This window comes from Nostoc sp. JL23 (genome assembly GCF_017115065.1).
Taxonomy (GTDB): domain Bacteria; phylum Cyanobacteriota; class Cyanobacteriia; order Cyanobacteriales; family Nostocaceae; genus Nostoc; species Nostoc punctiforme_A.
In genome coordinates this window covers 33,679-56,850 of the sequence record NZ_JABXKN010000145.1, presented here as the reverse complement: position 1 = coordinate 56,850, position 23,172 = coordinate 33,679, and the positions used below count along the sequence as shown (strand labels likewise).

The 23,172-nt window shown below is 41.5% G+C and carries 19 protein-coding genes and 3 pseudogenes; 14 read left to right on the top strand and 8 right to left on the bottom strand.

Annotated features, from left to right (window positions below):
* Positions 1–66 precede the first annotated feature (66 nt).
* The 7 genes and pseudogenes from sufB to HWQ42_RS31495 all read left to right on the top strand — a co-directional run bounded on the left by sufB (position 67) and on the right by HWQ42_RS31495 (position 7,014).
* Positions 67–1,506 carry a Fe-S cluster assembly protein SufB gene (gene sufB / locus HWQ42_RS31525; RefSeq protein ID WP_099103157.1) on the top strand — a complete coding sequence of 480 codons (1,440 nt, stop codon included), beginning with the start codon at positions 67–69 and terminating at the stop codon, positions 1,504–1,506.
* Positions 1,507–1,609: 103 nt separating this feature from the next.
* Positions 1,610–2,398, top strand: a complete 789-nt coding sequence (gene sufC / locus HWQ42_RS31520; RefSeq protein WP_292819041.1) for a Fe-S cluster assembly ATPase SufC — start codon at positions 1,610–1,612, stop codon at positions 2,396–2,398.
* Complete coding sequence (gene sufD / locus HWQ42_RS31515) at positions 2,398–3,768, top strand: Fe-S cluster assembly protein SufD (RefSeq protein ID WP_292819038.1); 1,371 nt, start codon at positions 2,398–2,400, stop codon at positions 3,766–3,768. Before sufC ends, sufD begins: the two co-directional genes overlap by 1 nt.
* A 14-nt stretch (positions 3,769–3,782) precedes the next feature.
* Entirely contained in the window at positions 3,783–5,045 is a 1,263-nt protein-coding gene (locus HWQ42_RS31510) for a cysteine desulfurase (protein WP_292819035.1), read from the top strand.
* A gap of 103 nt (positions 5,046–5,148) precedes the next feature.
* Positions 5,149–5,757 (top strand): annotated as a pseudogene (locus tag HWQ42_RS31505) (hypothetical protein).
* 1 nt (position 5,758) lies between these two features.
* On the top strand, positions 5,759–6,391 hold the full coding sequence (locus HWQ42_RS31500; protein ID WP_292819033.1) for a Uma2 family endonuclease: 633 nt from the start codon (positions 5,759–5,761) through the stop codon (positions 6,389–6,391).
* Between the two features lie 47 nt (positions 6,392–6,438).
* Positions 6,439–7,014, top strand: a pseudogene (locus HWQ42_RS31495) (Uma2 family endonuclease).
* Here HWQ42_RS31495 and HWQ42_RS31490 read toward each other — a convergent pair.
* Positions 6,992–7,234, bottom strand: coding sequence for a hypothetical protein (locus HWQ42_RS31490; RefSeq protein WP_292819031.1), 243 nt, complete (start codon positions 7,232–7,234; stop codon positions 6,992–6,994). The pseudogene HWQ42_RS31495 and the gene HWQ42_RS31490 overlap by 23 nt on opposite strands.
* Positions 7,235–7,484: 250 nt before the next feature.
* Positions 7,485–7,967, bottom strand: a complete 483-nt coding sequence (locus HWQ42_RS31485) for a tetratricopeptide repeat protein (RefSeq protein ID WP_292740555.1) — start codon at positions 7,965–7,967, stop codon at positions 7,485–7,487.
* A 218-nt stretch (positions 7,968–8,185) separates the two neighbouring features.
* Here HWQ42_RS31485 and HWQ42_RS31480 point away from each other — a divergent pair.
* A pseudogene (locus tag HWQ42_RS31480) lies at positions 8,186–8,362 on the top strand (hypothetical protein); the annotation flags it as partial.
* 691 nt (positions 8,363–9,053) lie between these two features.
* Positions 9,054–9,458, top strand: coding sequence for a DUF2294 domain-containing protein (locus HWQ42_RS31475; protein ID WP_292819028.1), 405 nt, complete (start codon positions 9,054–9,056; stop codon positions 9,456–9,458).
* On the opposite strand, the gene HWQ42_RS31470 is transcribed toward HWQ42_RS31475, so the two are convergent.
* Together HWQ42_RS31470 and HWQ42_RS31465 are read right to left on the bottom strand one after the other, a co-directional pair.
* Entirely contained in the window at positions 9,439–9,822 is a 384-nt protein-coding gene (locus HWQ42_RS31470; protein WP_292819025.1) for a response regulator, read from the bottom strand. The two genes, HWQ42_RS31475 and HWQ42_RS31470, sit on opposite strands and share 20 nt — an antisense overlap.
* A 400-nt stretch (positions 9,823–10,222) precedes the next feature.
* Positions 10,223–11,527, bottom strand: a complete 1,305-nt coding sequence (locus HWQ42_RS31465; RefSeq protein ID WP_292819022.1) for a CCA tRNA nucleotidyltransferase — start codon at positions 11,525–11,527, stop codon at positions 10,223–10,225.
* A gap of 86 nt (positions 11,528–11,613) precedes the next feature.
* Here HWQ42_RS31465 and HWQ42_RS31460 point away from each other — a divergent pair, with 86 nt between their 5' ends.
* From HWQ42_RS31460 to tsaB, 3 genes are all read left to right on the top strand, one after another.
* Entirely contained in the window at positions 11,614–11,862 is a 249-nt protein-coding gene (locus tag HWQ42_RS31460; protein ID WP_251960287.1) for a Ycf34 family protein, read from the top strand.
* A 173-nt stretch (positions 11,863–12,035) separates the two neighbouring features.
* A complete protein-coding gene (locus HWQ42_RS31455; protein ID WP_292819019.1) occupies positions 12,036–12,527 on the top strand; it encodes a 6-aminohexanoate hydrolase in 492 nt (163 codons plus the stop codon).
* Positions 12,528–12,687: 160 nt separating this feature from the next.
* Positions 12,688–13,344 carry a tRNA (adenosine(37)-N6)-threonylcarbamoyltransferase complex dimerization subunit type 1 TsaB gene (gene tsaB, locus HWQ42_RS31450; RefSeq protein ID WP_292819016.1) on the top strand — a complete coding sequence of 219 codons (657 nt, stop codon included), beginning with the start codon at positions 12,688–12,690 and terminating at the stop codon, positions 13,342–13,344.
* Between the two features lie 31 nt (positions 13,345–13,375).
* Here the strand turns inward: tsaB and HWQ42_RS31445 are convergent, their stop codons facing one another.
* A complete protein-coding gene (locus HWQ42_RS31445; protein WP_292819013.1) occupies positions 13,376–14,293 on the bottom strand; it encodes an AEC family transporter in 918 nt (305 codons plus the stop codon).
* A gap of 102 nt (positions 14,294–14,395) precedes the next feature.
* Here HWQ42_RS31445 and HWQ42_RS31440 point away from each other — a divergent pair, with 102 nt between their 5' ends.
* A complete protein-coding gene (locus tag HWQ42_RS31440) occupies positions 14,396–15,205 on the top strand; it encodes a D-alanyl-D-alanine carboxypeptidase family protein (protein ID WP_292819010.1) in 810 nt (269 codons plus the stop codon).
* 273 nt (positions 15,206–15,478) lie between these two features.
* On the opposite strand, the gene mrdA (HWQ42_RS31435) is transcribed toward HWQ42_RS31440, so the two are convergent.
* Together mrdA (HWQ42_RS31435) and mrdA (HWQ42_RS31430) are read right to left on the bottom strand one after the other, a co-directional pair.
* Positions 15,479–17,317 (bottom strand): penicillin-binding protein 2, encoded by a 1,839-nt coding sequence (gene mrdA / locus HWQ42_RS31435; protein ID WP_292819007.1) that lies wholly within the window; start codon positions 17,315–17,317, stop codon positions 15,479–15,481.
* A 341-nt stretch (positions 17,318–17,658) separates the two neighbouring features.
* Positions 17,659–19,506, bottom strand: coding sequence for a penicillin-binding protein 2 (gene mrdA, locus HWQ42_RS31430; protein ID WP_292819004.1), 1,848 nt, complete (start codon positions 19,504–19,506; stop codon positions 17,659–17,661).
* Positions 19,507–19,794: 288 nt separating this feature from the next.
* Between mrdA (HWQ42_RS31430) and HWQ42_RS31425 the strand changes: the two genes are divergently transcribed.
* The gene (locus HWQ42_RS31425) at positions 19,795–20,922 is read left to right on the top strand and encodes an ABC transporter ATP-binding protein (RefSeq protein ID WP_292819001.1); all 1,128 of its coding nucleotides are present in this window, start codon (positions 19,795–19,797) and stop codon (positions 20,920–20,922) included.
* Between the two features lie 351 nt (positions 20,923–21,273).
* Here the strand turns inward: HWQ42_RS31425 and HWQ42_RS31420 are convergent, their stop codons facing one another.
* On the bottom strand, positions 21,274–23,172 hold the full coding sequence (locus tag HWQ42_RS31420; protein ID WP_292818998.1) for a PAS domain S-box protein: 1,899 nt from the start codon (positions 23,170–23,172) through the stop codon (positions 21,274–21,276).

Here is a 23,172-nt window from a genome sequence, read left to right as displayed (position 1 = left end):
GGAAATCGGTTAGCCGCAGCCCGTCTCCCATCCTAAAAGAGTTCAGAACACGAGAGATTATTACTGATGAGTGCCACTGTCAAAACCTTAGTCAACCAACCCTACAAGTACGGCTTTATTACAGATATTGAAGCCGACACTATTCCGCGTGGACTAGACGAGGACGTTGTTCGCTTGATCTCATCTAAGAAGAACGAGCCACAGTTCATGCTGGACTTTCGCCTCAGAGCTTATCGCCAGTGGCAAAAAATGACGGAACCAACTTGGCCGAATGTCAAGTATCCGCCAATAAATTATCAGGATATCATTTATTACTCAGCACCGAAACGCAAGAAAGAAAAACTGAACAGCTTGGATGAAGTCGATCCAACTCTTTTAGAAACCTTCGAGAAGTTAGGCATTTCTTTATCTGAACAGAAACGACTGGCAAACGTCGCCGTCGATGCAATTTTCGATAGCGTTTCTGTTGCCACTACATTTAAAGAAAAGCTAGCGGAAGATGGCGTTATTTTCTGTTCGTTTTCGGAAGCGTTGCAAGAACACCCAGAACTAATCAAAAAATATTTGGGTAGCGTTGTTCCTATAGCTGACAATTATTTTGCCGCCTTGAACGCCGCCGTATTTAGCGATGGTTCTTTTGTCTATATTCCTAAAGGCGTAAAATGCCCAATGGAACTGTCTACCTACTTCCGCATCAACTCTGGTGATACGGGACAATTTGAGCGGACTTTGATTGTCGCCGAAGAAGGTAGTTATGTTTCTTACCTCGAAGGTTGCACCGCACCGATGTATGACAGCAACCAGCTGCACGCCGCCGTTGTGGAACTTGTCGCCCTTGATAACGCCGAAATTAAATACTCTACTGTGCAAAACTGGTACGCTGGCGATGCCAACGGTAAAGGCGGTATTTACAACTTTGTCACCAAGCGCGGTTTGTGTCAGGGCGTAAATTCCAAGATTTCCTGGACTCAAGTAGAAACAGGTTCGGCAATTACTTGGAAATATCCTAGCTGTGTGTTGGTGGGTGATAACTCTGTGGGTGAGTTTTACTCGGTGGCGCTGACAAATCATCAGCAGCAAGCTGATACGGGTAGTAAGATGATTCACGTTGGGAAGAATACCCGCAGTACAATTATTTCTAAAGGAATCTCGGCAGGTAATTCTAGTAATAGCTACCGGGGTTTGGTGAAAGTTAATCCGACGGCGAAAGGGGCGAGAAATTATTCTCAGTGTGACTCAATGCTGATTGGGGATAATGCCCATGCGAATACTTTCCCTTATATTCAGGTGCAAAATAACGGTGCGAAGGTGGAGCATGAAGCTTCTACTTCTAAGATTGGGGAAGATCAGTTATTCTACTTTGCTCAACGGGGTATTTCTTCGGAAGATGCTATTTCGATGATGATTAGCGGCTTCTGTAAGGATGTTTTCAATCAGCTACCGATGGAGTTTGCTGTGGAAGCTGATAAGTTGTTGAGTTTGAAGTTGGAAGGCAGTGTTGGATAAGTGGAAGGAAGGATAAACACAGGGACATCGGGGTTCTGTGTTTATCTTTTGGAAGAATGACGAACCGCAGAGGCGCAGAGAGCGCAGAGAGAAGGGAGAGAAGATGATTATTGAAAATAGTGAAGTTGTGCTGTCAGTACGGAATCTGACGGCTAATGTTGATGGGACACCGATTCTTAAGGGTGTGAATCTTGAGGTGCGATCGGGTGAAATTCATGCGATCATGGGGCCGAATGGTTCTGGTAAGAGTACTTTTTCTAAGGTGTTGGCTGGGCATCCGGCGTATGAGGTGACTGGCGGTGAGGTGATTTTTCAGGGGCAGAATTTACTTGAGTTGGAACCGGAAGAACGCGCAAGAAGTGGTGTATTTTTGGCGTTTCAGTATCCGTTAGAAATTCCGGGTGTGAGCAATTTGGATTTCTTGCGGGTGGCGTACAATTCCCGTCGGAAGGCGCAAGGTTTAGAGGAAATAGACGCTTTTGATTTTGACGATTTGATTGAGGAAAAGCTGGATGTGGTGAAGATGAATCCCAGTTTTCTCAGTCGGAGTTTGAATGAAGGGTTTTCTGGTGGCGAGAAGAAGCGGAATGAAATTCTGCAAATGGCGTTGCTGGAGCCAAAGTTAGGAATTTTGGATGAGACAGATTCGGGTTTGGATATTGACGCGCTCAGAATTGTGGCGAATGGGGTAAATCAACTGGCAAGTCCAGACAATTCGACAATTTTGATTACTCACTACCAACGGTTACTCGATTATATTGTGCCAGATTTTGTACATGTGATGGCACAAGGGCGAATTATTACGAGTGGTGGTAAAGAACTGGCGCTGGAATTAGAGTCTCGCGGTTATGACTGGGTGCTAGAAGAATTTGCTGCTGAGGTGGGTGTGTAATGAATATTCAAGTATCCCCTAGCCCAATACCTAATTCAAATGCAGTCAGTTTAACATCGATGTTAGATAGAGATGATTATCTGACTGGGTTGTTAAATCAAGTAACAGCGACTAAAACAGAAGGTTGGTTGCAGGAATTACGCCAAAGTGCTGCTAATTGGGTTCGCCACTCGATTATCCCGACTACCCGCGAGGAAGAATGGCGATTTACTGATTTGTCGTCTCTACGAAAGGTGCAATTTAATATAGAGACGGGAAATTTTGCGTCTCTAGAATTTGATATTTTGCCAGAGGCGGCTAATAGTCGTTTGGTATTTGTTAATGGCGTTTTTGCGCCGGAGTTATCCGCAGTTTCAGATTTACCATCTGGAATTGTGGTGAGTAATTTGGCTGGTTTGTCTGTCGTTGAGCAGGAAGGTGTACAGCAGTATTTAGCTCAAGCTGAGGGAGCGCAGGAGGTTTTTACTGCTCTCAATACGGCTGGGATAACTGATGCAGCTGTGGTGTGGGTGAAGAAGAATGTGCTAGTTGAAACGCCAATTAATTTGGTGTTTATTTCGGTTATGGGTGAGACGGCGACGATTTCACAGCCGCGTTGTTTGGTGGTGGCCGAAAGTGGTTCGCAAGTGACGTTGGTTGAGGAGTATACGAACCGCAGAGGCGCAGAGAGCGCGGAGGAAGGAGTTTATTTAACTAACGCGGTTACGGAAGTTTGGGTGGGTGACAATGCGGAAGTTAGTCACACTAGGGTTGAGGAAGAAGGTGCAGAGGCTTTTCATATTGGGAAAACTGCGATCGCACAGGCTCGTGATAGTCGATATACTTGTCATGCCATAACTTTAGGTGCAAAGTTGTCGCGGCACAATTTAGAAATTTTGCAAACTGGTGAGCAGACACAAACTACTCTCAATGGTTTGACGATAATTTCTGGTAAACAATTGTCTGATACTCACAGTGCGATCGCACTTAACTATCCTCACGGTACAAGTGACCAATTGCATAAATGTATTGTAGGCGATCGCGCTCATGCGGTGTTCAATGGTAAAGTTTTTGTACCCAAACTAGCGCAGTTAACAAATGCATCCCAGTTGAATCGCAATTTGCTGCTATCGTCTAAAGCCAGAGTTGATACCAAACCCCAATTGGAAATTACGGCGGATAATGTAAAATGCGCCCACGGTGCTACCGTTAGCCAATTGGAAGATGATGAAATATTCTATCTGCAAAGTCGGGGAATTGATGAAAACGATGCTCGAAAGTTATTAATTAACGCCTTCGCTGCTGAAGTTATCAACAAAATACCAGTTCCTTCTCTGCGAGAAATCCTTTTAAACACAGTGAATAATCTCAAGTCCCTGACTAATGAGTAATAACTAATCTACCAATGACTTTCACCTCTACCAAAACCCTTGCTGATAAAGTTCGCGCTGACTTCCCGATATTGCATCAGGAAGTCAACGGCAAACCCTTGGTCTATCTAGATAATGCTGCAACATCGCAAAAGCCTTTGTTGGTGTTAAATACCCTGCGGGATTATTACGAACACTATAATGCTAACGTGCATCGAGGTGCCCATTCCCTGAGTGCTAAAGCTACTGATGCTTATGAAGGTGCGCGAGATAAAGTTGCCAAATTCATTAATGCTGCATCCCGTCAGGAAATCGTCTACACCCGCAACGCAAGTGAAGCGATTAACCTAGTAGCTTACAGTTGGGGAATGAATAATTTGCAGCCTGGGGATGAGATTATTCTGTCGGTGATGGAACACCACAGTAATATTGTGCCTTGGCAATTGGTAGCACAAAAAACGGGTGCAGTACTGAAATTCGTGGAACTGACACCTGAAGAGACTTTTGATTTGTCACAGTATAAAAAGCTGATCTCCGACAAAACCAAGTTGGTGTCGGTGGTGCATATTTCTAATACTTTGGGTTGCATTAACCCAGTGGCAGAAATTGGTGCGATCGCTCACAGCTACGGTGCTAAATTCTTAGTTGATGCTTGCCAAAGTGTTCCTCACTATCCTGTTGATGTACAGAAAATAGATTGTGACTGGTTAGTAGCATCCGGTCATAAGATGTGCGCTCCAACTGGGATAGGATTTTTGTATGGCAAGTTGGAATTGTTAGAATCAATGCCACCATTTTTTGGTGGTGGTGAGATGATTGCAGAGGTGTATTTAGACCATTCCACTTATGCAGAATTACCGCATAAATTTGAAGCCGGTACACCTGCAATTGGAGAAGCGATCGCACTTGGTGCTGCGATAGATTATCTTAGCAGTATCGGCATGGATAAAATTCACGCCTATGAAGCAGAATTAACCGCTTATTTGTTCCAACAATTAGAGCAAATTCCCCAAATTAGAATTTACGGCCCCAAACCAAATGCAAAAGGTGAAGGTAGAGCTGCTCTTGCGTCATTCACCGCCGGGGAAGTTCACGCCAACGACTTATCTACATTATTAGATCAAGAAGGCGTTGCTATCCGTTCTGGACACCACTGCACACAACCATTACACCGTTATTTAGGTCTTGCTGCAACCGCACGAGCAAGTCTATCTTTCTACAACACCCGCGAGGAAATTGATATTTTCATCAAAGCACTGAAAGAAACTCTCGACTTTTTTGCAGGTTTCCTTGCTTAAAGTTACAAAATATTTAGATAGTGATTGTGCCAAATATCAGCAACATATCTTGCTAATAGTTGGCACAATTTAATTATCTGGATTATTTACAAGAGAAACTAAAGTGCTATACAGTGACTTTACTTTAGACAGAGTTAGAAAAACCTTTGGCTTAACTATTTCTGACAAAATTGATATATTTGCATCTGTACATGAAGTAGAGTGTTCACCATTACTTGCAGAAGTCTTGCGGGAAAATGTACCTTTAGCTCTTGCTAGTAATACTGAAAAATCCCGCTCAGAGATGATTACTGCACCTATTTTAATTGCTGTAAGGAAATATTTAAATAATCAAATAAGTTTATTTTCTGGTATCGATTTTACTGTTGATTCAGCACAAGGGTTAAATGGAAATTGCGATTTTATTATTAGCCGTTCAGCAGAGTTACTAATTTTGAACGCACCAGTTGTCACAATTGTAGAAGCTAAAAAATAAAATATCAATGCGGGATTAGGTCAGTGTGTAGCAGAGATGTTAGCAGCTAAATTGTTTAATGAACGTGTGGGTAATAACATTCAGGCAATTTATGGAACTGTCACCACTGGAACTAACTGGAAGTTTTTGAAACTTATTGGGCAAGTGATTGAAATTGACTTGAGCGAGTATTATATTAATGACATAGGTAAAATTATCGGAATTTTATCTAATATTCTGACAGAAAAAGTATTGTAATATGCTTGTCAAGTCAACCCTTGCGGAACAAAGAACAGTCTTACACAACGTTAGCTGGGAAACCTTTGAAGCCTTGCTGAGAGATACAGGTGAGCATAGAGGTTCTCGGTTTGCTTACGACTGCGGCATTTTAGAAATTATGACTCCACTTTTTGAACACGAAAACCCAAAAATTCAGTTTGACCGATTGATATTCGCTTTAGCAGTGGAATTAAAAACTAAAATTAGAAGTGCTGGTTCTACAACATTAAAACGTAAACCAATAACAAAGGGAATAGAACCCGATACTTGCTATTATATTCAAAATGAGCCATTAATTAGAGGTAAACAAGAATTAGATTTAAGAACAGATCCAGCACCGGATTTAGCAGTTGAAATTGATATTACTAGCAGTTCTGTTAATAAATTTAATATTTATGCGGCTTTAGGTGTAGGAGAATTATGGAGATATGACGGTGAAGTTTTAAAATTTTATCAGCTAGTAGCAAGTGAATATATTGAAATTAAGTCGAGTATCGCTTTCCCTTTAATTTCTGTTAGTGATATGAATAGATTTATCCAGCAAAGTAAAACTATGGATGAAATTGATTTGGTACAATCCTTCCGCGCTTGGGTGCAGGGGAAGATAGGTTAAAGTTTACCTAATTGATAAATATAATTACTGGCTTATTTTTCTAAGATATGCTTGTCAAGTCAACGGTTGGTGAACAAAGAACAGTGCTACATAACATTAGCTGGGAAACCTTTGAAGCCTTGCTGAGAGATACAGGTGAAGATAGAGGTTCTCGGTTTGCTTATGACTGCGGTGTTTTAGAAATCATGACTTCACTTTTTGAACATGAAAACCCCAAAATTCAATTTAACCGTTTTATTCTAGTTTTAGCTGAAGAATTAGGAATTGAAATTAGAAGCGCTGGTTCTACAACATTGAAGCGGAAAATATCAAATCGGGGAATAGAACCTGATACTTGCTACTATATCTAGAATGAACTAGCTATTAGAGGTAAGCAAACTTTAGATTTAGAAAATGATCCGCCGCCTGACTTAGCAATTGAGATTGACATTACCAGCAGTTCAGTTAACAAATTGGGGATTTATTCAGCGTTGAGTGTAACTGAACTTTGGAGATACGACGGGCAATATTTAAAGTTTTATCAGTTGATAGAAGGGCAATATGTCGAGTGTAAGTTTAGTATTGCCTTTCCTATAGTTTCAGTAAGTGAGATAAGTAGATTTATTGAGCAGAGTAAAAGATAATATCGGCAAGAATTTTAATTGCTGAGTTGGGATGTGCAATAAGACACCAGGAGTCTTTCTTGAAAACTGCTGTAACTGTGGCTATGGCATTCACGGCATCCATACCATAACTCATAAAGGAATCTACCGTACCCCCATCAACAATTGAGTACCACTGAGAACCCAGAGACCACTCGTTTTGATAGTTACATCTTAAACCGTAGTCTTTGACCAGTGACATAGGCGCAGACCGTCGTAGACATCGCTTAGTAAAATCCATCGTGTTCCGCTTGCGCTATCTAGTTTGTACTAAAGTTAACTTTATTCAACTGAGAATTGTTAGTTGACGGTTAGTTGCTGTTAGTACAAGCAGCAATGACGCTGCTATTAATTCAGATAGAAGTGTATTGAATAAAATTATGACGACTAAGGCGATAAATTGTTGTTGATGAGGATGATAACGGATTCATAAAACAGTATGATGCTTTCTCCTATCTGCCGTTGTAGCTGAATCTAAATGTACATTCTAGAATCAACTTTTGATTCACTAAAGAATAGGGCTGAATTTCTAAAGCACGTTGAAAAGCTCGGATAGCTTGACCATACTCTCCTAGTGCTGCATAACATAAGCCCATACCATGAAGCGCCCCAAAATGTATTGGATTTATCTGTATAACCATCTGACAATCTGCCAGAGATTTTTGATAATCGCCAATACTGTAATAGAGGAAAGCTCGACGATTCCAAGCTTCGGCAAAATCTGGCTGGTCTTTAATTAATGCCGTCAGCGATGTTTCAGCTTCAGCAATTTCACCTGCATCCAGTAACTTTTGACTGCGGTCAATTATTTCCAGCCCATAGATCCCCTTTTGCTGAAACCAGATCCGCCAGATTTTTCTGGTTGCCTTGTCGCGCACTGTGGCATCCGGGTTTTTCAACTCTTCAAGTAATGAATTGATAAATAAAGAATCCATGAATTTGAGATCAGTGAATATACCTTTGTATTAACTTTCTCACAAATTTTCTCGATTAAATCATTTTTAAAGTCATCTTTAAATTAGCCGTGATTAATCGCTAATTATGAAATTCCTGTGAGATTTATTGTGTTCAACAATACGACTAATACCATACTAGATATTTGGAGTCATAAAAATAAAAACTGACTACAGGTAGCTAACAAATCCCTTTGGCACTATTTATTACTCAAGCTCACATCAATATGCCAGAACTGCAAGATGCAGTAGACAAAGGTTATTTGCAGGTAGATAGCAAGATTATGAAACCAGGCGGTAATTTGGTTATCACCAAAGCCACAGTTGAGCCAGTTTGGTATTTACCAGGAATTGCCAAGGGCTTGGGCATTGCAGAATCACAGACAATACTTTTCGGATAAACGCCAACAATCTCTCTTTTGGTCTGGGGAAAGGTTACTGGGCTTGGGGTAAAGCTAAATTCAAACCCTTTCCCTTTCCCCCTTAACCGAAAAGTATTGCAATCACAGTTGCTTCGTCCGTACACAATGTGTCGCCAGAATGGAAGATATAGCCTTATAAGAATTAATGCCGAATATATTGTATTGGTTTTTCAAAAATCGTCTCAGTGGCTAACATACTCTTTATTAGAACCTAAGTTTCTCTGCTTATTCACTGCACAGCAAGGTATAGAGAGTTTTGTAATGTACATTACATTCTGATGTAACACTGTATGAGGCTGTCATTGATGACCATTTGGATGAACATGGCTATATTATTCCTGGGTTGGGAAATGGACGACGGGCTACGCCTAAGCTTATTTGGCACAAAATAAGCTAATTATTCATGAGCAAATGACGATTAAATCCAGTTATTAGCCGAACACTGCACAAATCGTTAGTTAACAAATTTTACTCCGTCAAATTTGGAAATATTCTTAAATAAATGCATACTAAATACATCACATTGATACACTAACTTCATATAAAATAGTGATTGATTTTTTCAGACTCTTCCATAATCATCTACTATAATGTTGGATACTTAAATTCCCCGATTAGAAAGATAAATATTACATAGTAGATACTAATGGTACAACCGACTATTGGACAATTAGAAACAGAAATATCACAGCGCATCATAAATTTATATAACGATCGACTAGGAAAGTCTCCTAGCCAAATTATTTGTCATTTTTTTGATACCGAAATCGTAATTTCTCTAGAAAGCTCTGTTACCAAAGCTGAAGAAACTTTACTGAAAGGAGGTTATGATACTTTAGCTGAACAAGTACGATTATATTTAGAGAAAATAATTAAACCAGATTTAAAAAATTTGATTGAGGAAATTATTGGTCAACCTATCCTTTACTTGATGGCAAACACCAATTTAACAACAGGGCGTACTGGGATTGTTGTGATTCTCAAGGAATTACCTGAAGTTCGTAATCCCGAATCTATTCCCAAGATAAATGTTAGGAATTTAGCTGACTGATGTGGCGACTGATTACCACTTCTAATTGATTAAAATCATAGGGTTTAGTAATGCAATCATCAAATGCTGGGAGCATCGTGGAGCGATCGTCTTGTACCCTTTTTAAAGGTGTGACTGCAATGATTGGAATGCTAGCAGTTTTTGAGTCATGTTTGAGATCGTCAATGACTTGGTTCGCACTCAAATTAGATAGCTTCATATCTAGCAGGATTAAATCTGGTTGATGAGTTTGTGCCAACATCACAGCCCTCACCCCTTGTTTAGTACAAATACATGAAAAATTTAATATTCCTAGATGAGAATTAAGTAGCTCTAAATCATGTAAACTCTGTTCTACAACCAAAATTAAAGGCTGTCCATTCATAAGCAGTTAGTCCTGTCCAAGAAAAGCTAGGCATAAAAACTTTATCCATCAAGAAAACCTGAAAATCTTTTTTTCTAGTAAGTGTTTAAGTAAATGTACGAGAGTATCTTCAGACGACCAACTAAGGCATAAAAATGAATAGCTTAGTGTATAATTCATTCGGTTGTCTATCGGCACTAAATTTCAGGAAATAACATAGCAAAGCAGCCATAACATCAAGCAAATATTAGCATAAGTGATGTATGTAATTGCCAGAATTGACTATAAAAGATTGGTATTTTATGGTAAATAGGGGAATACTTAAAGTACTTGAAGTTGCAGATTTACTAGCCTTAGCCAGGAGTGCTAAAATTGCGTAGGCATCGCCTTTGTTACATTACCATAAATTAATTAAGTATATTTAACCATCAAGTAACTGACGTGCATAAGCGATCGCCTCTGTTGGGGTTGAAAGTTTCCCCTCAGCTTGTGCTACACCAATTTCAGTCAGCAGTTGACCGATAATTGGCGAAGCTGGAATATCTAATGCTACGATCAACTCCTTCCCGCTTACTAATGGAGTGGGATGAGCGATCGCATCATCAGGGTTGAGGTAGCGGTCGATCAAAGGTGCTAAGACTTGGTAGCTCAAAGATTTAGTTTCCACTGCTGTGTGTAGTGGCTTGTCACTAGATATTGCCTCTACCAAATTATTAATTGCTACAGCTAGCACTGCCGTAGCGGGGAACACAATATCTGCGTTATGAAACAAAAAGTATTGTTCTCGCAAGGACATATCCACTACTTGAAATTGCGGTAACAGTTTCAGAGCAGTAGTTACACCTCGGATTTCGGCACGACTATAAGTTAGTTCCTGTAGCTCTATTTCTGCTAATACTGGATCTAGGTTGACAAGACAAGCAAGTTTGGCAATACCTAGCCAAGTAGTTTTAATCCTATCGCGGACATATTCTTGCAGTTGTGCCCCTAGCTGTTGCCAATTTTCTGTAAGTAAGGCGGCGGCGGTGTCAACTGCTGCTAGTTTGAGCAAGCTTTCACGGGTAGCATTTTTGAAGAAAGGGGCAAGTAAACCATCTTCCCAAGCCGTTGTGATCCAAGGAGTACCCTGAGAATTTGCCAATAGATAGCCAATTTCTACCCTAACTCTTTCGGCTGCAACTTTGCTGATATGCGATGCCAAAGCACGAATTGCGGCTTGGGTAGCTGGCTCAAGAGTAAAACCTAGTTGAGCAGCTTGGCGATAACCTCGCATTAACCGCAAAGGATCATCTTCTAGGTTCGCGGGTGATACCATTCGCAAAATGCCCTGTTGTAAGTCTACATAACCTTGCAGAGGATCGATAATTTCTTGCGTATGGGGATTATAAGCGATCGCATTTACTGTAAAGTCGCGTCTGTGCAAATCAACTTCTAAACTATCTCCTTCCTGTTGGGCAAAATCAGCCGTGGCGTGGGGAAAAACCACACGAGCAATTTGTCGTTTTGCATCAAGTAACACAAAACCAGCTTTGTAATGATGAGCGATCGCTCTCGCTACCTTTACCGCCTTAGATGGTATAACAAAATCTAGATCCAGATATTCGCGAGTTCTGCCCAGGATCGCATCTCGGACAGCGCCACCTACCATGTAAGCGGGTTGTGGTAGGAATTCTAAGCTGAAAGGCCAATTTTCGGGAGCGAGGGTAGAAGGAATTGATTCAAGCATTGTAATAAAAATCAACCCAGCAACTCATGAATAACAGTTGGGCTTACGTTAGATTAACAATAAAGGCCCCTGGAGTTGGTTCTATTATGTGTATTTGCGTGAATTGCCACTATGTAGACAGCTGTGTTACCTATCATGCCGTAGAAGGGCAGCACCAACAGCCTCACTTGACTGAAACACCTGATTTTGATCCCAATGAACCTTCTATCAATGTCAACATTCGGACTAAAGATGATGTAATTGAAATGGAATGGGATGTTGTTGGTTGTCTGAGCTTTAAGCGGGAAACAGGTAAGTGGTCAAAATTGCGTCCTGGTGAATTAGTGCCCACTTGATAGAAATGATTGGTGTATCTTACAGCTATTTTCAGGTAAACAGACTACGCGGTAGGGGCGCAAGGCCTTGCGCCCCTACAACCGATATGGTCAAAATACATGATTTCTGCTGTAATGAGATTTTGTCTATCAGCGATCGCAGAAGATAAAGAAGCCAGCCAAGCAAAAACAGCATGACCAACGCACAGCGATTAGACCATGTAGAAGATGAACTCGAAACTGTTAAGCGATTGCTAGTTTCTACTGCTAGCTACGCAGAATCAGCGAACAGACGGCTTGATGAGTTGACTATAAAACAAGACCGCACCCAATCTCACCTTGATGAGTTGACCATAAAACAAGACCGCACCCAATCTCACCTTGATCAATTAGGGGCACGTGTTGACCAGATAGGGGAAAAGGTTGACCAAGTTTCTGATAAGGTTGATAGTTTTATCACTCACACACAACGTCTATTTACAAAGGCAGGCAGTGAAATAGAGGAAACAAAGGCACGAACTGAGCGATTAGAAGCACTTATGCTAAAGCTTGATCGTAACTTTGAGGAACAAAAATCTCAGTTTCAGGAGTTTCAACTGACTACGGGTGCTGCCTTGGAGCGAATTGACCGAGTTTTGGACTATCTATTGAGACAGCAAGGCGGTAATCCAAATCCCCCATCCTAGCCGCGATCGCTATTAGAAAGTCAACAGCATTGGCTCTCACAAACCTTGTAACAAGACTGTTTGACTGATTATTACTCAGTAGTTTTTCAATTAAGAACCGCTATGTTATATGCTTAAATAAATCGCGTTAACTCTATAAAAATAGATATTTTAAATAATTTTGACAACGAAACTAAAAGACATTGCAATAAATAAATACGCTTTGGCACTACATACTACCACACCAGAATTAGGTTTGGTAATTAGTAATTTTGATGGTGAAACTCGCTCTCAAATTTGGAATTTGGGGCGTGATTTATCTAGCTTGGTGCATCAATATTTAATTGAATTTATCAAACCGCAAACTTGGGCAGATTTGTCCTTTATAGCAGTTGCAAAAGGCCCCGGCGGTTTTACCGGAACTCGAATTGGTGTTGTTACTGCTCGGACTTTAGGGCAACAGTTAGATATCCCTGTATTTGCGATTTCAACTTTGGCTGCGGTAGCTTGGGCAGAAGCAGGCAAAAGTCAAAATTTAAAAACTTTTGCTGTGGAAATGCCAGCCCAAAGAGGTCAAATTTTTGCTGCTATTTATCAGTTTGAGCCAGATACTTCTAAACTAAAAGTGTGTTTGTCAGATAGAGTGTTTACACCAGAAGCATGGCAGGAAACTTTAACGAATTGGAACACTAATTATCAGTTGATTCAAGCTCAATCTGGTCTAGCAGCGACAGTGACAAGTATTTTGGAACTAGCTAATCTCGATTGGCAAGAGGGCAAATTCCCTAATTGGTCAGAGGCGTTACCATATTATGGGCAGCATCCAGTGGAAGTTTAACTCAGATGTGTCACAATCCATAAATCTATAATCAAAATAGCCACAGCCAAACAGGAAGAGTAAGCAGCAATAGTATAACCCCAGCAGCTAAGGCAGTAACTGCTAAATCGCGATCCAGATTGAATGTCTCAGCAATTACCAGTGTACCGAAAGCTGGAGGCATAGCCATTTGTAAGACAATTACCTTTGCTGTAGAACCAGTTAATCCAAACAGCGGTAATATGCTGCCCAATATCAAGGGAACTAGCAACATTTTGATTCCCAAGCTGATTCCTGCTTGTGGTAGGCTACCCCAAGATTTAAGCAGCCCTAGTCGCATTCCGATTAACACTAGAGATAAAGCTACACTACACCAAGCAAATTTTTCCAAGTAGAATTCTACTACTGTGGGAATTGTCGCTTCTCGAACCAGCAAGCCAAATCCGAAACTCCATAAGGCAGGATTAATTAAGATGGTCTTAGCAGTCTGCCAATGATTCTGGACACCAACGCCAAAACGCGCTGCTAGCAACACACCCAAGCCGTAAGTTCCTGGGAATGAACCTAACAAATCGTAAAATAGCGCCCAAGCAAAGTATTCCTTGCCTACCATTGCTAAGGTAATGGGAAAACCAAGATAACCAGTATTACCCAACATTGCGGCTAATATCAAGCTAGCCTGAGTTGGTGGTTGGGGGACAGTCTTTCTAAAATAGGCTTGTCCTTTAATGGCTAACCAAGCTAAAAATGCTCCTAGTAAAATGGCTAAGTAAGCGATCGCAGGTGCAATCCAAATTTGCCCTGATAAACTAGATTGACGCAAAAACGATACTATGCTTATGGGTACTCCCACCCAAAAAAGAAACAGTCCTAAACGTGTAGGAACTGTCACAGGTAGTTTGCGTCCCAGAATAAAACCTACCAGGACTAATCCTCCCAGCTTGACGTATAGTTCTAAAAGGTTTGTCAAGATTGCGCCCAAGAACCACAGATGTAAAATGCTACCTGTTACGTTTACTTTTGTCCAGTGCAAAATCTGTTATGGCTATTTCACAAAAACAGGAGTTTACCCTTGAATAAGGCAGGGTTTTCTGGAAAACCGCAAAACTCATCGAACGATTTTGGTGATGATATTCCAGTGGCTGTACGCGATACCCCTGATGCAACACCTAAAATTTGGTTGCAAACCCGAATTTTGCTGATTGGGGGAGTAATGGCATTTGTTCTGCTGGCTTTAATTAGCGGTTTTTTGTTTTTCGTCACTGCACCCAAAAAAACCGTCGATTCTCAACCTTTACCAGCCACTTCTACTCCTACAACTCCAAATCCGACAGCATCTAATAATTCCAGCGATACTGTATTAGGGCATTTTCCATACCCAGAAGCCCCTGAGTCAGAACTAGCAACCATCTCCGCAAATAGGGGCATTAGAATGCGAAAAGCTGCTGCCCAAAAGTTTGAGGAGATGGTAGCAACAGCCCGGAGTGCAGGTGTAATTTTAGTACCAATTTCTGCCTTTCGCTCAGTCAAAGACCAAGAGCAGTTGTTTTTTGCTGTCGGTGCCCAGCGAAATCAAACGCCAGCAGAACGAGCCGCCCTCAGCGCTCCTCCTGGTCATAGCGAACATCACACAGGTTATGCTGTGGATGTTGGAGACGGAGCAGTACCAGCAACTAATCTTCAAACTAACTTTGACAATACCAAAGCTTATCGGTGGCTGCAAGCTAATGCAGCGCGTTTTGGCTTTGAAATGTCATTTCCCAAAGATAATGCTCAAGGTGTGAGTTATGAGCCGTGGCACTGGCGTTTTGTAGGCGATCGCAATAGTTTAGAAATGTTCTACAAAGCCAGAAACTTGAAACCCGCTAAGATATCGCCATAAAAGACAGCAGACAGGAGTCAGGAGCAATTGATTTTATCCCGCTCTCCTTACTCTCTCTTTGCTAATTGAGGCTGAAGCACTAGTTCTGTAAGGGCTGGACAGTAGTATTCAGCAATTTTCTTAGCGATCGCATCTGGTCGAGATATTTTATCTAGATTGCAAAGGTAGAGGTAAATTCAAACCCTTTCCCTTTCCCCCTTAACCGAAAAGTATTGGAGCAGGAAGACAAGGTGATTTAGTCTTTCCCCTTGTCCTCTTACCCTTTTCCCACGCTTAATTTCGTTTGCTATTTCCTGGATTTTCAGGCGCTGGTTTTTGATACTTATCTGGATACTTGCGCTGAAAGTATTCCTCCATAATTTGTAAGATCATGGGCGCAGCAATGCTGCCACCACCACCACCGGAATGTTCAGCAAATGCCACAATCACAACTTCTGGCTGTTCAGCAGGTGCATAAGCTCCAAACCAAGCGTGATTTTGCTTAACACGGGCTTTCCACGCTTCAGCAGTGCCACTCTTACCAGCCACTGAGGGAACTGTTGGCTGCTTCAAAGCTTTACCCGTACCTTCAGCTACTACTTTCCGTAGTCCCTGACGAAGAACACTTATGGTTGTCGGCTTCATATTTAAAGATGCTCGCCAGCTTTTTGCTTCTTCATTGTCTTTAAGCAAATGCGGCTGGATTCGATAGCCACCATTAGCAGGCACAGCAAACATGATGGCGACTTGTAAAGGTGTTGTTTGTAAAGCACCTTGACCAATTGACATATTAATGCTGTCGCCTACAGTCCAAGGTATCTTCCAAGTTTTCTGCTTCCATGTCTCATCTGGTACTAAACCTTTTGCCTCTTCGTTGCCAAACTCAAAACCAGTTCTTTTACCAAATCCATACTTGCGAGTCCACTCAATTAAAGTTGGGCCGCCGACTCCGCGACCAATTTGATAGAAGAAGGTATCACTACTCCACTGTAATGCTCCGACAAAACCCAATGGCCCGAATCCGGCGTGATTCCATTCACCAAATCGGGTGCCGCCAAAACTCAAAGAACCGTAGGTTTGCAGAACTGTGCTAGGAGAAAATTTACCTGATTCTAGACCGGCTGTGGTGGTAACAATTTTGAAGGTGCTAGCAGGTGGAAAGGCGCTGAGGGCGCGATTCACCAAGGGATGATCGGCACCTTGGACAAATTCCCAATCTTTTTGGGTGAGTTTCTGTTTCGAGAAAATATTTGGGTCAAAGGTAGGATGAGATACCATTGCTAAAACAGCACCGTTCTTTGGATCGAGTGCCACGATCGCACCGTCGCGATCGCCTAAAGCTTTTTCTGCTGCCTTTTGCATATTTAAATCTATGGTCAAGTGCAAATCGTTACCAGCTTTCGCTTGTTTCTCACCCAAAACCCGGAGCGGGCGACCAGCACCATCCACTTCTACCTGCTGACCGCCCCATTCGCCCCGCAGAGTTTTCTCATAAGCTTTTTCAACTCCCATTTGACCAATTACATCACCCAATCTGTAGCCTTCCTGCTTCTTTTCTTTTAACTGACCGCCGGTCAGTTCTCGCGTATAACCTAATACATGAGCTAATTCCTTGGCGTGGGGGTAGTAACGAACGGCTTCTGTATGGATTTCTACGTCTTTAAGTTCAGTTTGATACTCTTTCAATGCTGTGATTTGCGCTTCGTTCAAGTCACGAGCAATTCGGATAAGTGAAGAAGAGTTAGCACCTGCCTCTTCTAGTTTCTTTTCCATCTCTTCTTGGGGAACGTCGAGAATTTGAGATAGACGCGCTCCCACTAATGACCACGCTGGCTTAGTATGTGCCATCGGCCACAAATATACTGAGCGAGGATAGCGAGTACTGGCTAAAAGTTTGCCGTTGCGGTCAAAGATATTGCCTCGTTCTGGTTGTTTGGGGATCATCCGAATCCGATTTGACTCGGCTCGTTTTCGGTGGCTTGCTCCTTCAGTAATTTGCAAATATGCCAAACGAATGCTGATTCCTGTCAGCATCAATAGAGTAAATATAATTAAAAATATCGGCTGGAAACTTTGTCCAACAGTACGTGTATTTTTTTGTCCGCCAAGTGGAGATGGTTTCAGGAAAGTCATAAGGCAAAGAGGATTTCAAAATTAAGATTATCTGTAAATAACTCTGCTAAATTCTTAGCAGGTATTTAAGGGCAAACTAATTGGCAGTAATTAATTGTTTTCAATTGATACCATAAGCTCATCTCTTCTATTGCATCGCCCAAAGGCTTTTTGAATTTTAAACTTTGCACACTACTGGTCTATCGCATTAATTTTGATGAGTTTGTAGTAAGCACTTCAGTGCTTAAAAATCCAGGACTAAAGTCCTTAATACGAACTTTTTCACCCATCAAAACTAATGGGATAGACTAGAAACTCTTACGCTGTATACCTGTTTGAATTTTGACTTTTGCCTTGCGGTATTAGTCTCCAGTGCTATGTCCTGAACTTTGAGTTTTAGCTTCTGATGGGTCAGGCTGAGGTTTTTGATACTTACCTGGATACTTGTGCTGAAAATAAGCTTCTAGTACTTGTAAAACCATCGGACCGCAAATAGTACCGCCATGTTCGCCAGTATTTTCCCCAAAGGCCACAACCACAATTTCTGGCTTATTACTGGGCGCATAAGCACCAAACCAAGTATGATTTGGGCGACCAACACCAGCTTCAGCTGTGCCACTCTTCCCGGAGGCTGGGGCAATTGTCGGCACGTCCAAGCGCTTACCAGTGCCTTCACTCACTACCTTCCGCAGTCCATCGCGAAGAACTTTGATAGTTGTCGCTTTCATATTTAAGGATTCTCGCCAACTTTTTGCTTCTTCGTTATCTTTAAGCAAATGCGGCTGAACTCGATATCCACCATTCGCAGGGACAGAAAACATAATCGCCGATTGCAGAGGTGTCACTTGCAAAGCACCTTGACCAATTGACATATTAATAGTGTCACCAACAGTCCAAGGCGTTTTCAAAACTTTTCGCTTCCATGTTTCATCTGGAACCAAGCCTACTGATTCTTCATCACGAAATTCAATACCAGTTCTTTGACCAAACCCGTATTTGCGACTCCATTTAATTAAAGTTGGGCCACCGACTTTTCTGCCAACTTGATAGAAGAAAGTATCACTACTCATAGCGATCGCTCTGGGAAATCCCAATGGCCCGAATCCGGCGTGGTTCCACTCACCAAATGTCACCCCACCCACGGTAAGGGAACCAAAGGTTTGTAGTATTGAGTCAGGAGAAAATTCACCTGATTCCAGTCCAGCTGTCGTAGTCACAACTTTAAAAGTACTGGCAGGCGGAAAGGCACTCAGAGCGCGATTCACCAAGGGATGATCTTTACCTTGGACACTTTCCCAATCTTTTTGAGAGAGTTTTTGTTTGGAAAAGATATTTGGGTCAAAGGTGGGGTAAGATACCAACGCTAAAACAGCACCATTGTTTGGATCGAGTGCTGCGATCGCACCTCGATGATTTCCCAAAGCATTTTCGGCCGCCTTTTGCACATCCAAATCTATGGTTAGGTGCAAATCATTACCAGCTTTTGCCTGTTTCTCCCCTATAACCCGGATTGGTCTACCTGCACCATCCACTTCCACTTGCTGACCGCCCCATTCGCCCCGTAGAGCTTTCTCATAGGCCTTTTCCACGCCCATCTGACCGATGACATCTCCCAGTCGATAGCCTAACTCCTTCTTGCCATTTAACTGGTCGGCGGTCAACTCCCGTGTATAACCTAGTACGTGGGCTAATTGCTTACCGTGAGGATAATAACGTACAGAATCTGTATTGATTTCCACTTCTGGGAGTTCATTTTTATACTCCTTTAATGCCGTAATTTCTGCTTCATTTAAATCGCGAGCAACCCGGATGAGTGAAGAAGAATTAGCCCCTGCTTGTTCTAATTTCTTTTCCATCTCATCTTGGGGAATGTTAAGAATTTGCGCTAGACGCGGGCCGACTACTGACCAGGAAGGCTTAGTATGTGCCATCGGCCACAAATATACTGAGCTAGGATAGCGAGTACTGGCTAAAAGTTTGCCATTCCGGTCAAAAATATTGCCTCGTTCTGGTTGTTTGAGAATCATCCGAATTCGGTTCGCTTCGGCTCGTTCCCGGAGTTTTGGACCTTCAACAATTTGCAAATAGGCTAAACGAGCCTCAATCCCACTGGTCATTAATAGGGTAAATACGATTAAAAATATTGATTGGAAACCACGTCCAACTGTACGTGTATCTTTTTTGCTGCCAAGTGATGGGAATAAAGACATAAGTATCAATTCAAAATGAATAAACGCAATTCTAGCCAGCCTTTTAGCAATTGCTAATATGCAATTTTAAGGTGTGTTAACTTAATCACAGAATATCCAGTAATAAATTTGGTATATAAAACTACTATGAGTTATATTCCACTTACTGGGTATGAAAGAATCGGGCAAGTATATTCTTGAACAATTGTTTTTGGCGGATACAATAAACCAAAGTGTCAAGTATAGTCTGCCCAAAAGACTAGAGCAATTGACAAAATAACGTAATATCGCGGCATTCTACTGAGGATTATGGCTCAAACTGTCATGCACAATCAGAGGGGGATAACAAGTTTTCAGCCACTTGATGTTGAACTGCGTAACGTGTTCAAGTTTTTTAACCAAGAACCAGCAGTAAATGGAATTGATTTGGATGTCAGACAAGGAGAATTTTTTAGTATTTTAGGCCCCTCCGGTTGTGGTAAAACAACAACACTGCGCTTAATTGCTGGGTTTGAAATTGCTGACGCTGGTAAGGTGTTTATTCAGGGTCAGTCCATGACTAATGTGCCCCCTTACCGCCGACCCGTCAATACTGTATTTCAAAGTTACGCTCTATTTAACCACCTGAATGTCTGGAATAACATCGCCTTTGGACTGCGGTTAAAAAAAATACCCAAATCGAAAATTGAAGCTAGAGTCCAAGAAGCTTTAAAACTCGTGAAAATGGAAAGTTTGCGATCGCGCTTTCCCAATCAACTTTCTGGTGGTCAACAGCAGCGAGTAGCTTTAGCAAGGGCTTTAGTCAACCATCCCACCGTCGTCCTACTGGATGAACCTTTAGGGGCGTTAGATTTAAAACTACGTAAGGAAATGCAGGTTGAGTTATCAAATTTACACAAAGACTTGGGGTTAACCTTTGTGATGGTGACACACGACCAAGAAGAAGCATTGTCTTTGAGCGATCGCATTGCCGTGATGAATCAAGGCAAAATTGAACAAGTTGGCACTCCCAGCCAAATTTACGAACGTCCTTGTACATCCTTTGTGGCTGATTTTATTGGTGATACTAATTTATTCAGTGGTGAAATCGTCGCGGTAGACTCCTCTAATATTAAAATTTCCACAAAAATGGGGCTATCAATTGTTATTAGCCGCGCTGAAGATACACCAACTGAATTATCACAAGCTGTAGTAGTGAGTGTGCGTCCAGAAAAAATACAGCTTTCGCTTTATCCACCTAATTTGCCAGCTAACTGCTTTGAAGGACGGCTTGTCAATGTGATGTATTTGGGCACACACGTTAATTATGTTATGGAATTAACAAATGGCATTAGCATTAATGTGTTGCAACCTAATACTTTTGGCACTTTACCAGACCGCGACACGCCTATTTATGCCTGGTGGGCAGAAACAGATTGTTTAGCTATTAGTCAATAGTTAATGGTCATAGAAAGCGGTGGCCAACCAGTACCGCAAAGCGGAAGTCAAAAGTCAACTGATTTTGGATTTTAAATTTTGGATTTTGGATTGACGATTTGTTCCGCCCACTTTCTTGCGGGGCATGAACCGCAACTTTTCTAAAATCTAAAATCTAAAATCTAAAATTGGCACGGTTAAAAGTCACGCATAATTTTATTCCGAGCTTCTTGCACCATTTGAATCGTATGTTTATTTCTGCGCCCGCTGTACTAGTACAACTTTGTGGTTAAAAAGTAAGCAGATAATTCTGATAAATGAATTTAGAGGCTGGCAACCATTATTTATTTTGTTTCTTTTTTCCTTGTTCGGTCAATGCTGAATTGGAATTGTAATTATAAACTCTGTTCCTGCTGCTGGTGTTGAATGACATTCCAGTTTGCCGCCATGTGTTTCTGTGATGATTTGATAACTGATAAACATTCCCATACCTGTTCCCTTACCTACAGGCTTGTTGGTGAAAAACGGATTAAAAACTTGTTTTTGAATCTGTTCTGACATACCTATGCCATTATCAGCGATCGCAATTTTTACCCAACCTGAATCTATCACTGATGTACGAATGGCGATCGTGGGAGTTAACAACCCAGATGTTAAATTGTCTATTCTTAATTGTGCATTTTCAATTGTCCATTCTTCTAAAGCATCAATGGCATTCGCTAATATATTCATAAACACCTGATTGAGTTCTCCGCCATAGCATTCCACTAAAGGTAATGTGCCGTAGTCTTTGATGACTTGAATGGCTGGAAGCTTTGTTGTTTCTTGGAAGCGATGTTGCAATACCATTAGAGTACTGTCGATGCTTTCGTGAATATCTACTGCTTTAAACTCGGCTTCATCTATGCGTGAGAAGGTTCTTAACGACAGCACAATCTGACGGATGCGCTGAGTACCAACTTTCATCGAACTCAATATTCTTGGTACATCTTTTTGGATGTATTCTAGGTCAATTTCCTCACACAAAGCCTGAAATTCCAACTTATCACCAGATTGCTGCTGATAGTGAATTATTCGTAACAGATCTTGAGTATATTCCTCAATATAAGTGAGATTACCGTGAATAAAATTAACGGGGTTGTTGATTTCGTGAGCAACTCCAGCAACCAGTTGACCCAAACTAGACATTTTTTCTGCTTGAATCATTTGTGCTTGAGTTTGTCTGAGTTCTTGAAGAGTTTGTGCTAAATTTTCCGTTTGTTGTCGCAGTTGGTCTTCCATCTGTTTGCGTTCACTGATATCCCTGGCGACACAAACAACGGTGTTTTCGTCCATGCTGGCAATATTCGCCTCAAACCAAACCTCTCGGTTGCCTATAGGCAAGCTATATTCTACCTTCACAGTTTTTTGAGTTAAGAGTGCTTGTTGAATAGAGTTGAGAAAATAGTCCGCACAAGCAGAGGGTAAAACCTCATGTATTTTTCTGCCCAGCAGTTCCGCAGGAGGTTGGTAGAGTAAGGGCGCACTACTAGGAGCGATTTTTAGGTATCTTCCTTCGGCATCTAAGACAAGAATTACATCCTGCATAGCATTGAACAACGCAAGTAATTCTGCTTGCGAGGCTTTGATTAATTCTTCAGCTTGTTTGCGACTACTGATATCACTAATAGCGCCATGAAGACCAATAATTTCACCGCCTGAGTCGAAAATTGGCGAAGCCACTGACCTCATCCAGCACCAACTTCCATCCTTTTTTCGGTGGCGAAATTCTATTGCGATCTGCTGCCCCTTGGTTTCCACCATTTCTTGGATTTTTCTTTGGGCTAGAGGGAAATCATCAGGATGAAGCAATGGAGCAAAGGGTTGACCAAGTAGGTCTGAAGGTTCCCATCCTAAAACATTTTTATATTGTGGTGAGACATAAGTAAAAAGACCTTGCAATGACATAGAAAAAATTAGGTCGCTGATATTTTCTACGAGTTGGCGATACTTAGCTTCACTCTCAGCCAAAGCAGTTGCCGCCGCTTGGTGATGCCGTCCGCGAATTTTATTTGCTGATTCTACAAAGGTAGAATTATCTGCCAACTTCGATTGTAATTCTATCAGTTGTAAATCCTGTGGGACTTCATCAGTAATTGATTCCCAAATTTGATGTTTTTCGGCTACCAGCGTAGTTGAATAAAGGTCTTGCAATGCTTCTAGTTGTTGCATTAATTGGGAATTTTGCTGACGTAAAAGCAATATTTCTTCATTGATTTTGTTAGTAGACAT

Coding starts and splice junctions, on each gene's coding strand:
- sufB (WP_099103157.1), top strand. CDS start 67: ATGAGTGCCACTGTCAAAACCTTAGTCAACCAACCCTACAAGTACGGC.
- sufC (WP_292819041.1), top strand. CDS start 1,610: ATGATTATTGAAAATAGTGAAGTTGTGCTGTCAGTACGGAATCTGACG.
- sufD (WP_292819038.1), top strand. CDS start 2,398: ATGAATATTCAAGTATCCCCTAGCCCAATACCTAATTCAAATGCAGTC.
- HWQ42_RS31510 (WP_292819035.1), top strand. CDS start 3,783: ATGACTTTCACCTCTACCAAAACCCTTGCTGATAAAGTTCGCGCTGAC.
- HWQ42_RS31500 (WP_292819033.1), top strand. CDS start 5,759: ATGCTTGTCAAGTCAACCCTTGCGGAACAAAGAACAGTCTTACACAAC.
- HWQ42_RS31490 (WP_292819031.1), bottom strand. CDS start 7,234: ATGTCACTGGTCAAAGACTACGGTTTAAGATGTAACTATCAAAACGAG.
- HWQ42_RS31485 (WP_292740555.1), bottom strand. CDS start 7,967: ATGGATTCTTTATTTATCAATTCATTACTTGAAGAGTTGAAAAACCCG.
- HWQ42_RS31475 (WP_292819028.1), top strand. CDS start 9,054: ATGGTACAACCGACTATTGGACAATTAGAAACAGAAATATCACAGCGC.
- HWQ42_RS31470 (WP_292819025.1), bottom strand. CDS start 9,822: ATGAATGGACAGCCTTTAATTTTGGTTGTAGAACAGAGTTTACATGAT.
- HWQ42_RS31465 (WP_292819022.1), bottom strand. CDS start 11,527: ATGCTTGAATCAATTCCTTCTACCCTCGCTCCCGAAAATTGGCCTTTC.
- HWQ42_RS31460 (WP_251960287.1), top strand. CDS start 11,614: ATGTGTATTTGCGTGAATTGCCACTATGTAGACAGCTGTGTTACCTAT.
- HWQ42_RS31455 (WP_292819019.1), top strand. CDS start 12,036: ATGACCAACGCACAGCGATTAGACCATGTAGAAGATGAACTCGAAACT.
- mrdA (WP_292819007.1), bottom strand. CDS start 17,317: ATGACTTTCCTGAAACCATCTCCACTTGGCGGACAAAAAAATACACGT.
- mrdA (WP_292819004.1), bottom strand. CDS start 19,506: ATGTCTTTATTCCCATCACTTGGCAGCAAAAAAGATACACGTACAGTT.
- HWQ42_RS31425 (WP_292819001.1), top strand. CDS start 19,795: ATGGCTCAAACTGTCATGCACAATCAGAGGGGGATAACAAGTTTTCAG.
- HWQ42_RS31420 (WP_292818998.1), bottom strand. CDS start 23,172: ATGTCTACTAACAAAATCAATGAAGAAATATTGCTTTTACGTCAGCAA.